Source organism: Tritonibacter horizontis, from assembly GCF_001518015.1.
Classification (GTDB): domain Bacteria; phylum Pseudomonadota; class Alphaproteobacteria; order Rhodobacterales; family Rhodobacteraceae; genus Epibacterium; species Epibacterium horizontis.
This window is the reverse complement of the sequence record NZ_LPUY01000008.1, coordinates 340,916-352,446: the sequence shown is the minus strand read 5'-3', so window position 1 is coordinate 352,446 and position 11,531 is coordinate 340,916. Positions and strand designations below refer to the sequence as shown.

At 60.0% G+C, this 11,531-nt stretch carries 7 protein-coding genes; 3 read left to right on the top strand and 4 right to left on the bottom strand.

All coding sequences use genetic code 11. The features are described from left to right. Positions 1–338: 338 nt before the first annotated feature. The 3 genes from fdhF to TRIHO_RS01930 all read right to left on the bottom strand — a co-directional run bounded on the left by fdhF (position 339) and on the right by TRIHO_RS01930 (position 5,785). Positions 339–3,113: a formate dehydrogenase subunit alpha gene (gene fdhF / locus TRIHO_RS01940; protein ID WP_068239877.1), complete on the bottom strand. Its 2,775-nt coding sequence runs from the start codon at positions 3,111–3,113 to the stop codon at positions 339–341. 3 nt (positions 3,114–3,116) lie between these two features. Further along, positions 3,117–4,805, bottom strand: a complete 1,689-nt coding sequence (locus TRIHO_RS01935; protein WP_068239957.1) for an NAD(P)H-dependent oxidoreductase subunit E — start codon at positions 4,803–4,805, stop codon at positions 3,117–3,119. Between the two features lie 92 nt (positions 4,806–4,897). Further along, a complete protein-coding gene (locus tag TRIHO_RS01930) occupies positions 4,898–5,785 on the bottom strand; it encodes a LysR family transcriptional regulator (RefSeq protein ID WP_068239872.1) in 888 nt (295 codons plus the stop codon). A 302-nt stretch (positions 5,786–6,087) separates the two neighbouring features. On the opposite strand from TRIHO_RS01930, the gene TRIHO_RS01925 reads away from it, so the two are divergent. From TRIHO_RS01925 to TRIHO_RS01915, 3 genes are all read left to right on the top strand, one after another. Then, complete coding sequence (locus TRIHO_RS01925) at positions 6,088–6,654, top strand: hypothetical protein (protein ID WP_068239869.1); 567 nt, start codon at positions 6,088–6,090, stop codon at positions 6,652–6,654. A gap of 36 nt (positions 6,655–6,690) precedes the next feature. Next, complete coding sequence (locus TRIHO_RS01920) at positions 6,691–8,565, top strand: methyl-accepting chemotaxis protein (RefSeq protein ID WP_068239867.1); 1,875 nt, start codon at positions 6,691–6,693, stop codon at positions 8,563–8,565. 945 nt (positions 8,566–9,510) lie between these two features. Continuing rightward, positions 9,511–11,088 carry a gamma-glutamyltransferase family protein gene (locus TRIHO_RS01915; protein ID WP_068239864.1) on the top strand — a complete coding sequence of 526 codons (1,578 nt, stop codon included), beginning with the start codon at positions 9,511–9,513 and terminating at the stop codon, positions 11,086–11,088. Between the two features lie 53 nt (positions 11,089–11,141). Here the strand turns inward: TRIHO_RS01915 and hspQ are convergent, their stop codons facing one another. Then, positions 11,142–11,468, bottom strand: a complete 327-nt coding sequence (gene hspQ, locus TRIHO_RS01910; protein ID WP_068239862.1) for a heat shock protein HspQ — start codon at positions 11,466–11,468, stop codon at positions 11,142–11,144. Positions 11,469–11,531 lie beyond the last annotated feature (63 nt).

Below are 11,531 nucleotides of genomic sequence, written 5' to 3'. Positions count from 1 at the left end.
CGCCGCCGGTGAAGGGGGTTCTAAGCCCACCAACCAAGACCCGCAACCCCTTTTTCAATATTTCAGGGAACCACAGGGCGTTTTCTTACATAACCAAACAAAAACAATAGGTTACTTAGAATTTTTTCTTTGGAATTATCGCTGAACCACCGCTCAACCCGCCCCGACACCCACATCAAACCGGCTTATCCACAGACTCAAGCCACTTACCCACAGAGACAGACAGGAATCAAACCCGACCCGCGCAGCCACCCGCCAGAACGAGTCATCGAAAACCAACGACAAAGAGCGCCGGACATCAGTCCAGCGCCCTCCGTTTGCACCCTCGCCAAAGCGGATCACTCTGCAGCGATCGTGCTTTTTGCCTTTTCCACCCGGACAGCCGAGAACTTGAATTCCGGGATCTTGCCATAGGGGTCAATCGCGGGGTTCGTCAGGATATTGGCGGCGGCTTCGACATAGGCGAAGGGGACAAACACCATATCCTCGGCGATCGCCCGGTCTGCCCGCGCCATGATCTCGATCGATCCACGCCGGGTCGACAAGCAGACCATTTCGCCAGGTTCCACCCCAAGGGCACGCAGGGTTCTGGGGTGGAGCGAGCAATTGGCCTCGGGTTCGACCGTGTCCAGCACCAAGGACCGACGCGTCATTGACCCTGTGTGCCAATGTTCCAGCTGCCGACCGGTGGTCATGATCATCGGATAGTCCGCGTCCGGGGCTTCATCTGGGGGGATGACACTGGCCGGGGTGAACTTCGCCCGGCCTTCAGGCCGAGGGAAGCCATCGCCAAAGACAATCGCCTGCCCCGGGTCGGTCTCGTGCAGCGACGGATAAGTGATCGTCTCGGTCTCCAGACGCTCCCAGGTGATATTGTCCAGCGACGACATGTTGAGCTTCATTTCGGCAAAGACCTCGGACACGTCACCATAGTGCCAGGGCAGACCAATGCGCTGCGCCAGATCCACCGTGATGCGCCAATCTTCGCGCGCGTCGCCGGGCGGCGCGACAGCCGGGCGGACCCGCTGCACCTGCCGGTTGGTGTTCGACACCGTACCGTTTTTTTCATAAAGCGTGGTGGCCGGCAGGATCACATCGGCGAAGTTCGCCGTCTCGGTCAGGAAGATGTCCTGCACCACCATCAGTTCCAGCTTGGCAAAAGCGGCGCGGGCGTGATCCACATCCGGGTCGGACATGGCCGGGTTTTCGCCCTGAATATACATCCCCTTGATCCTGCCCGCGTAGACCTCATCGACGATCTCGGTCACGGTCAGACCTTTTTCATTGGAGAAATCGCCGCCGCCCCAGACATCGGTAAACCGCTTGCGAATGCCGTCATCCATCACTGACTGGTAATCCGGCAGGAACATCGGGATCAGGCCCGCATCCGATGCGCCCTGCACGTTGTTCTGGCCCCGCAGCGGATGAAGGCCGGCGCCAGGTTTGCCGACATTGCCGGTCATCAACGCCAGAGAAATCAGGCAGCGGGAGTTATCCGTCCCATGAATGTGCTGACTGATGCCCATGCCCCAGAAAATCATACCCGCCTTGGCGCCTGCAAATAGGCGCGCGACTCGGCGCAACTGGTCCGGCTCGATACCGCAGATTTCGGACATGGCTTCGGGGGTGAAGGCGCGCAGGTGCTCTTTCTCCGCCTCCCAGTTTTCGGTCCAGCGGTGGATATACTGGCTGTCGTACAGCTCCTCTTCAACGATCACGTTCATGATGGCGTTCAGCATCGACACATCGGCGCCGGGGCGGAACTGCAGCATTTCGTCGGCGTAGCGCCGCATGCCAACGCCGCGCGGGTCCATCACGATCAACTTGCCGCCGCGTTTGGTGAACTGCTTAAAATAGGTCGCGGCGACGGGATGGTTCTCGATCGGGTTGGCCCCGATGATGATAGCCACATCCGCATTGACGATCTCGTTGAAGGTTGCGGTCACAGCCCCCGAACCGACGTTCTCCATCAAGGCCGCCACCGACGAGGCGTGGCACAGACGGGTGCAGTGGTCGACATTGTTGTGCTTGAACCCCTGGCGGATGAACTTCTGGAACAGATAGGCCTCTTCATTGGTGCATTTGGCCGAGCCGAAGCCGGCAACGGATTTCGGGTCAGCCTCGCGCAAGCGCACCAGCCCTTTGGCGGCCACCTCCAGCGCCTCGTCCCAGCTTGCTTCGCGGAAGTGGGTCATCAGGTTGCCCGGATCCACGTTGAGCCCCTTGGCCGGCGCGTCGTCCCGGCGGATCAGCGGTTTGGTCAGCCGGTGCGGGTGGTGGATATAGTCAAAGCCAAAGCGGCCCTTGACACAAAGGCGGCCTTCGTTCGCCGGGCCGTTGATGCCCTCGACGTATTTGACCTTGCCGTCCTTGACCTTCAGCGAAACCTTGCAGCCAACACCGCAGAACGGGCAGACGCTCTCGGTTTCGGTGTCAAAGTCCATGTGGTCGCCAACCTGGTTTTCGTCCACCACGGTGGCCGGCATCAGCGCGCCGGTCGGGCAGGCCTGGACGCATTCGCCGCAAGCCACACAAGACGACGCCCCCATCGGGTCGGCGATATCAAAGGTCGGATAGGCATCGTGGCCCCGCCCCGCCATGCCGATCACATCGTTGACCTGAACCTCGCGGCAGGCCCGCACACACAGGCCGCAGGAAATACAGGCATCAAGGTTGACGCTCATGGCGACGTGGCTGTCATCCAGCAGCGGGATACGCCCCTCTTCCAGCTTGGGGAACCGTGACTCTGAAACGCCATTCAGCGCTGCCATGTCCCACAGATGTGAGGACTTGTCGTGCGCGGTCTCCTGGACCGGCTGGTCGGCCACCAGCAGCTCCATCACCATCTTGCGGGCATTCGTTGCGCGGGCGTTGTTGGTGGTGACCACCATGCCCTCGGCAGGTTCCCGGATGCAGGAGGCCGCCAGTGTGCGCTCGCCTTCGATCTCGACCATGCAGGCGCGGCAGTTGCCATCGGGGCGATAGCCCGGTTGTGGCTTGTGACACAGATGCGGGATCTTCAACCCGCGCCCGTTGGCCACTTCCCAAATGGTCAGCCCCGCCTCGGCCGTAACCTGGTTCCCGTCGAGGGTGAATGTAACTTGCGTCGACATGGCTCAGATCTCCTCGGGGAAGTGTTTCATGGTCAAGCGGATCGGGTTCGGGGCGGCCTGACCCAGCCCACAGATAGAGGTGTCGATCATTGCGGCGCTCAACTCTTCCAGCAGGGATTGGTCCCATTTGTCCGCCTGCATCAGCTTGACAGCTTTTTCGCAGCCGACCCGGCAGGGGGTGCACTGCCCACAGCTTTCATCCTCAAAGAAGCGCAGCATGTTCAGCGCCGCATCACGGGCCGAGTCCTGATCCGACAGGACCACCACGGCAGCCGAGCCGATAAACGACCCATGCGGCTGCAACGTATCGAAATCGAGCGGGATGTCATTCATATGGGCTGGCAACAGGCCGGAGGACGGGCCACCGGGCTGATAGGCCTTGAAGGAATGCCCGTCGAGCATGCCGCCAGCGGCCTCGATCACGTCCAGAATGGTGGAGCCTGCGGGCAGCAGATGGACGCCCGGCTGCCTGACCCGGCCGGAGACCGAGTATGAGCGCAGCCCCTTGCGGCCGTTTTTCTCGACCGAATTCAGGCATTCCGGCCCCTCGCGGTTGATGCGCGCGATCCACAGCAGCGTTTCAACGTTGTGCACGAGAGTCGGACGACCAAAGATCCCGACCTGCGCCACAAAGGGCGGACGGTGGCGCGGCTCGCCGCGTTTGCCTTCGATGGATTCAATCATCGCGGATTCTTCGCCGCAGATATAGGCCCCTGCCCCACGGCGCAGATCAATATACCCGGCCTCGACGATTCCGGCCTGTTCCAGCGCCGCGATCTCACGCCGCAGGATCTCCAGCACCGCCGGATATTCATCCCGCATATAGATAAAGGCCTTTTCAGCCTCCACCGCCCAGGCGGCGATCAGCATGCCCTCCAGGAACAGATGCGGCCTGCGTTCCAGGTAATAGCGGTCCTTGAAGGTGCCCGGCTCGCCCTCATCGCCATTGACGGCGAGGTAGCGCGGCCCCTCGTTGGAGCGCACGAACCCCCATTTCTTGCCCGACGGGAAGCCCGCGCCGCCAAGGCCGCGCAGACCAGCCGACAACAGCTTTTCTTGCACCGCCTCCCAATCGCCCGTCCGGCGCAGATCCTTCAGAACGGAATAGCCGCCCTCGGAGTCGTAGGTGGCAAAACTCTCATACTCGGGCAGATGCGCGTGGGTGTCAGCGGCAGCAATCGCCGCCTCAACCTTTGCCACAGTGGCCTCGTCAATGTGGTTGTGACCGATCTCCAGCACCGGCGCCATGTCGCAGCGGCCCATGCAGGGCGCGCGCAGCACGCGCACCTCAGCGGGGTCCATCCCCGCCTCAAGCGCCTGCTTCAACTGCGCGGCCCCGGCCAATTCGCACGACAGCGAATCGCAGACCCGGATGGTCAGCGTCGGCGGTGGCGTTTCGCCCTCCCGAACCACATCGAAATGAGCGTAGAAACTGGCGACCTCATAGATCTCGGCCTGCCCGGTGCGCAGCTCTTCTGCCAGTGCACGGATATGGGCGGCGGAAATATGGCCGAACCTGTCCTGCACCAGATGCAGAAACTCGATCAGCAGATCGCGATCACGCGGGCGGTCGCCCAGCAGATCGAGGATGTCGGAATGGGCCTGATCGTCAAGCTGACGGCCCTTGGGGGTTTTGCGCCCCTTGCCGCGTCCAGATTTCCAAACGCCGGATGTTGTGTCCAGAGGTGCCACGGGTGTCTCCCAGATCAGGTGCCTTTGATCCGCAATTCCACTCCGGTCTTCATCGGTCAAATCTGAATACACAAAGGCGCAATAAGCATTGCTTATGATGCGTCGGCGGCGATCACATCTTTCAGCGCCCGAATCGTAGTCAGCTCGGTTTGTCGCTCCACCGATGCCAGACAAATGGGTCGGGTCGGCTCTGGCGTGATCAACCGCAGAACGCGGGTTCCCTCCAGCGGCCCGAGCGCATCGACCAATGCGCGCGGCAAAATGGTCGCCACGGACCCGGCACGCGCCATCACGATTGCCGCCATGAACCCGGTGGATTCCGACATGACCTCCGGGCGCAGGTCTAGTTCGTTGAAAATCCGATCCAGGATCCGTCGGTTCTGCATCTGTGGCTCCAGCAGGCTCAGTGGCAGGCCCGCCGCCTCCGTCCAGGTGATCTCATCCCCCGAATCTGCGACCATGCCTTCACTCGCCAGAAGAACGTAAGCCTCGTCGTAGAGGGGCAAAAGGCTGATATCGTCCCGCCCGAGGCTATCGCTATAGGTCACACCGACATCAATGGTACCATCATAAAGTCGCTGCTGAATACTGAGCGATGTCGTGACCTCGATCCGAGCAAGAACGCGCGGATGGGCCTGGTGCAACCGATTGATCAGCTGTGCCGCATAGGAGGTCGCGGTCGGGACCACACCCAGGACCAGCGTACCGGTCACGTCGCCGCGGGCGGCGGCGATTTCCTGATCCAGCGCCTTGGCCCCATCAAGGATGCCGCGCGCCCGGTCGACAATCATCTGGCCTTCGGCGGTGAGACCCTGAAACCGGTTGCCCCGCCGTACAATCGGCAGGCCCAGTTTGTCCTCAAGACTACGAATGCGCATGGAAAAAGCCGGCTGCGACATGTTGCAGGCCTCAGCGGCCTTCGCAAAATGGCGGTGGCGCGCCAATGCGGTCAACAACTGCAGGTCCTTGATTTCAATCATCGCGCCTCATCTTTCTCAGGCACCCGCATGCGGCGCAAGCCGGGCGCCTGCCCTCTATCGACGGCTGACCGTCAGATGAAGACGCTACACGTTTCAAAAAGGCACGACAATCTCTCGCCAAGACCGCGCCTCGCGGCATGTAACGTCACCTCTGCTAGAGCACTGATAAAATTTCATTTCTGGTGATCTTCCAAGCACCTCATGACGCGAATGCGGGCGCCGATTAATCGGCTGGTAAACTCTCTGCGATAGCCATTTGAGAAGGATCTTCACCGATGCCGCCGGCATGAAGGAGTTAAATCGTGCGTTTTGTAGTTTCTGTCGCAGCCCTGCTGCTTGGTTCTTATGCGTTTGCAGACGAATTCACCCCAAGCCTCCAGGCTTATCTGGATAATGAAATCAGCAGTTGGGCCAACAGCCCGGAAATCGTTGCCGCGATCAAGGCCCAGAATGAAGCCAATCAAGGCCTGACACAAAGCCAGGTCGACGCATTGGACAAGGAATGGCGCGCGAATGTCGGCGATCCGGCAAGCCCGCTGATCGAACCGGTCCTCAACAACCCGGTCGCAGACTCCCTCCGCGCCCGGATCGAGGCATCGATGGGCGCCATGACAGAAATATTCCTGATGGACCAACACGGCCTCAACGTTGCGGCGTCAGACGTGACCTCCGATATGTGGCAAGGCGACGAAGCCAAATTTCAGGATACCTATGCCAAGGGTGCCGGAAGCGTTCACATCAGCGAAGTCGAGCTGGATGAATCGACCCAACAGTATCAAGGCCAGATTTCAGTGACGATCGTCGACCCTGAAACCGGCGCGCCCATTGGTGCGATCACCGTCGGCGTCGACGCGGAAAGTCTTCTTTGATCCTTTTGATGTCAATGTAACGGGACGGTGCGCTTCATGCCGACACTGGCGAAACACAAGTCGAAACTCAAAGGCATGTCCGTATTTGCCAAGATTGGAACGCTGATCGCGGTTGCGACGCTCGTTACCGCGACCTTTATTACCATCGCGAACAAGGCGATCATCGACAAAGCGGTTCAGGAAGGCGTCTATTCGCTTGGCGCCAACGTGACCAGTTCCATCGCCTCCCGCAGCGGTGGGGCAATCCGGTTCGGGGATGTGGAAAAACTGACCAACGACCTGCAATCGGTCATCGAATCGTCTGACGGACGGGCCCTCTACGGTGTTGCCGTCAACATGGATGGGGAGGTACTCTCGTCCTTCGGCACCGCAAATGAGAGCGAAATTTCGGACCTGACGATCATTGCCCATACGGCTGCGCAAACCGGCCTGGCGGAAACCACCGGAGACGGCAGTTTCGCGGCAGCCCCTGCAACGACCTCCAAAGGCGCCTCCGTCGGAGGGGTTGCCATGCTCTGGTCCAGCAAAGCGGCAAAAGCAGCTGTGTTCAAGGACCAGTTGATCGCCTATGCCCTTGGAACCGGGCTTGTCCTGCTCATGTGCGTTTCCTCCGGGACATTGCTGCGCCGCATCATTAGCAGACCGCTCAGGGACCTTGGTAAGGACATCGATGTCATTGCCGAGGGGGACTATACACAGCCAGGCAAACATCTGACCCGCGCGGATGAAATCGGCCGCATCTCACGCAATGTCGAAAACCTCAAACAACAGTTGGCTATGGCCCGCGAGCTTGAGGATGAGCGGGAGAAACAGCGCATCGTGCAGAAGCATGTGGTCGATGCATTGAACCACGCGCTGAAACAAATGTCCGATGGCGATCTGACCCATGCCATCAGCGAACCCTTTACCGAAGAGTATGAAACGCTGCGCCGTCATTTCAACTCTACCCGGGCAACAATGGTCAGCATTATCGACTCTGTGATCGAAAGCTCCGAGCGCATTCGCGCCAGCGCCGAAGAGATCAGCGTATCGTCCAGTGATCTCTCGCAGCGAACCGAAAGCCAGGCTGCCACTTTGGAAGAAACCGCTGCCGCGATGGAAGAACTCAACGGAAGCGTGCGGTCCGCCGCAGAAGGCGCCCGTCAGGTCGAGGGCATCATGGAAGACGCGCGTTCCACCGCCCAGGAAAGCAGCCGTGTCGTTTCCGACGCCGTCAACGCCATGTCTCAGATCGAAAGCTCCTCCAGCAGGATTTCTCAAATCCTGACCGTGATCGACGATATTGCCTTCCAGACAAACCTGCTGGCTCTGAACGCCGGCGTCGAGGCGGCTCGGGCGGGCGAAGCCGGTCGCGGCTTCGCGGTGGTTGCATCAGAAGTCCGCGCGCTGGCCCTGCGGTCGGCCGACGCGGCCCAGGAAATCAAACATCTCATCGTCGAGAGTACCGAACAGGTTGAAGAAGGCGTGCGACTCGTTGGCCGCACCGGCGAAGAGTTGGAAAAGATCATCGGTCGTGTCGGGACCATTTCCAGCCACGTCAGCGGCATCGCGACCGGTGCCGAAGAACAATCCACCACGCTCAACGAAATCAATGGCGGCGTGTCACAGCTCGATCAGGTGACCCAACACAACGCAGCGATGGTGGAAGAAACCACTGCCGCCAGCCAGGTCTTGCGGAACGACGCCGCCCAACTTGCTCGCGTCGTCGCGGTGTTCAAGACGGATGGAACAGTGCGACGCCTCGATCGCAGCGAGAGCGAGGCGTCAGCCCCCACGATTGCTTCGGTCGAAGAACAAGATATTTCACTGGATCAGGATCTTGGGGCCTCAGAGGATTGGACCGACACGAATGAGCCGGAAACACCGCAGCCGAACGTCCTGAAACAGGCCTCTGGCTGGGACGATTTCTGAACCAGCTTTAATCCGTCATGATCCTGCGCCGACGACAGTTCTAGAATCTGACCGTCGGCGCCTTGTTTCCAGGTGCGGTTTCTCAAAGAAAACACGTTCCCTGAACCGATGCCACAATGCGTAACCGGCCCACCTTAATACGCCTTCGGGATGAGTTCCTCACCAAGCACTTGTTCGCCCGCCTGCGCCATCCCCGGGAGCGGATCGCGGTCATTCATCGAATGGTCAGGAACATGCCCGACTTGCTGAACTGCCCCAAGAGCTCTGGCAGACTGACCACAGACCCACCGTTCCTATAGGCGCATGCGGCCGAGGGAGATAAAGCAGTATCCGTCGATCTGAAGCCGAAGTTTATTCAGCAAAGACGTGTACGAGCTCTCGCAGCCCCCCTTATTGACGATCCAAGCGCCCCCTCGGCCCCTCTCGCTTTTTGGATCGACGCCGGACACGCCCCCACTCGCCGCAGTCGTTGTATAATTGATTTACGATGAAGGCCTGGCCAGACTTGTCGGCAAAGTCCCCATCATTACCGAAGTTGCCGTCTCCAGTTTACCCTCACAACCGGAACAGGCTGCTCGGCACCCAATAACACGCAGGGACCTCCGGCTTACGGCCCTTTGCCCCATTCCGCACCCTCCCCTCCTCTTCGGTATTTGAAACAAGTTGGAGGTTTGCCGCGCCGCAAGATCACAACTCCGCCGCATTTCGAACCCATGTCCGCCAAAGTCGTAAGAGAAACATGAACTTGTAGCTGACAAGAGCTTCCTCCGGTGCCGTGTGTTTCTGCCCCCACCAAGTGCACGGCACCGGGGTCATTCCAGGCACTTGCTGCATATGGGAGCGACCCGCGTTCGGTCTGTCTGAAACGCACAGCATACCCGACATTTTACGATTGCCTCCCGCCGCAGGACCTCTAGGCTTCGCGCCAAAGACCGGAGGACCTAAATGCGTGATTTTCAACTGCCAGGCCGTTCAGCCGTTTTTGCTCAGAACGGAGTTTGTGCAACATCACACCCATTGGCGGCGCAAGCCGCAATAGATATCTTGAAACGTGGCGGCAACGCGATGGACGCGGCCATCGCGGGCGCGGTCCTGCTGGGGATTTGCGAACCACAGATGACCGGCATCGGCGGCGACTGCTTTGTGCTTTATACCCGGCCGGGCGACACAACGGTTCATGCGCTGAATGGATCGGGCCGCGCACCGGCCGCGGCCACAGCGGAACGCCTGCGCAGCCAGGGGCTGACGACGGTGCCGCTCACGTCCGCCGACGCCGTCACCGTGCCGGGCGCAATGGACGCGTTTTGCCATCTGTCCGAAACCGAAGGCGTGCTTGGGCTTGATGCGATTCTGGCCCCCGCGATCCACTACGCCGATGAGGGCGTACCAGTGGCACCCCGCGTCGCCTTTGATTGGGGCAATGATGCCGAAACGCTTCAGGGCAGTGCGCGGCAGCGTTACCTTTTTGACGGCAAGGCGCCGCAGGTCGGTCAGATCTTCCGGGCGCCCGGCCAGGCAGAGGTTTTGCGCCGGGTGGCCAAGGACGGTCGCGATGCCTTTTATTCCGGCGAAATTGCCGAGGATATGATTGCGGCGCTGACCGCACAGGGCGGCCTGCACACGCAGGACGACTTTGCCCAAACCAGAGCGACCGCGACGACCCCCGTTTGTGGCCAGTACAAGGGCATCGACCTGCTGGAGCATCCGCCCAACGGACAAGGCGCGACCGCGATCCTGATGCTGAACATCCTGAAACATTTCGACATTGCGGGAATGGATCCATTGGGTGCCGAGCGCGCCCATATCGAGGCCGAAGCGGCCAAGCTCGCCTATGACGCCCGCAACCGTTTCATTGCCGATCCGGACCATATGTCCCGGCTGGATCATATGCTAGCGGCAGAAACAGCAGCCAAGCTTGCTGCATTGATTGACCCGAAACGGGCCATGGCCGCACCAAAAGATGTGAGCGAAGCCGTGCACAAGGACACGATCTATATCACCGTGGTGGACAAGGACCGGATGGCGGTCTCGCTGATCTATTCCATTTTCCATGGCTTTGGATCGGGTATTGCGTCCGACAAGTTCGGCATCCTTCTTCAAAACCGCGGCGCGGGGTTCTGCCTGGACGCCGGACACGCCAACGAGCTGGCCGGTGGCAAGCGCCCGATGCACACCATCATCCCCGCGATGCTGGCCGACGGCGGCCGGGTGACCATGCCATTTGGCGTTATGGGCGGAGCCTATCAACCCAATGGTCATGCCCGTTTCGTGTCGAACCTACAGGATTTCGGCATGGATCCGCAGGCCGCGATGGACGCGCCACGGGCGTTTTCAGATGCCGGTACGTTCAAACTGGAACGTGGTTATTCGGACAAGGTCCGCCGCGATTTGACCGAGATGGGCCATAAGGTCGAGATCCCGACGACCGCCATCGGTGGATCGCAGGCGATCCGCATTCATGAAAACGGTGTGCTGGAAGGGGCAAGCGACCCGCGCAAGGACGGCTGCGCGCTCGGCTACTGATCCTGGGGCGAACGAGGGTCTCCGTCCCGCCGGGAGGCCCTCGTTTCGCTGTCTCAGTTCAGCGGAAATTGAAGCTGGTAATTGCCATCGTCAAACCCGGTGAACATATCATGCACATCGGGGTGGCTGACCGGCTCGCCAGAGTAATCCGCAATCAGGTTCTGTTCAGACACGTAAGCAACGTAATAGGTCTGATCGTTTTCTGCGAGCAGGTGGTAGTAGGGTTGGTCTCTGACCGGGCGGCTGTCCTCGGGAATGGCTTCGTACCATTCCTCGGTGTTCGAAAACTCTGGATCCACGTCAAACACCACGCCCCGAAAGGGATGTTTGCGGTGACGCACGACCTGGCCAAGATTGTATTTTGCGCGTGTTCTCAGCATGTTTATTGGCCCTCTTCTATCCCTCTCATAACGTTTTCTGCCCTTGGTTGTCCAACCTCAGCG

Excerpts from the sequence above, each read along its gene's own strand:
- TRIHO_RS01915 (WP_068239864.1), top strand. The coding sequence starts at position 9,511 with ATGCGTGATTTTCAACTGCCAGGCCGTTCAGCCGTTTTTGCTCAGAAC.
- hspQ (WP_068239862.1), bottom strand. The coding sequence starts at position 11,468 with ATGCTGAGAACACGCGCAAAATACAATCTTGGCCAGGTCGTGCGTCAC.
- TRIHO_RS01930 (WP_068239872.1), bottom strand. The coding sequence starts at position 5,785 with ATGATTGAAATCAAGGACCTGCAGTTGTTGACCGCATTGGCGCGCCAC.
- TRIHO_RS01920 (WP_068239867.1), top strand. The coding sequence starts at position 6,691 with ATGCCGACACTGGCGAAACACAAGTCGAAACTCAAAGGCATGTCCGTA.
- fdhF (WP_068239877.1), bottom strand. The coding sequence starts at position 3,113 with ATGTCGACGCAAGTTACATTCACCCTCGACGGGAACCAGGTTACGGCC.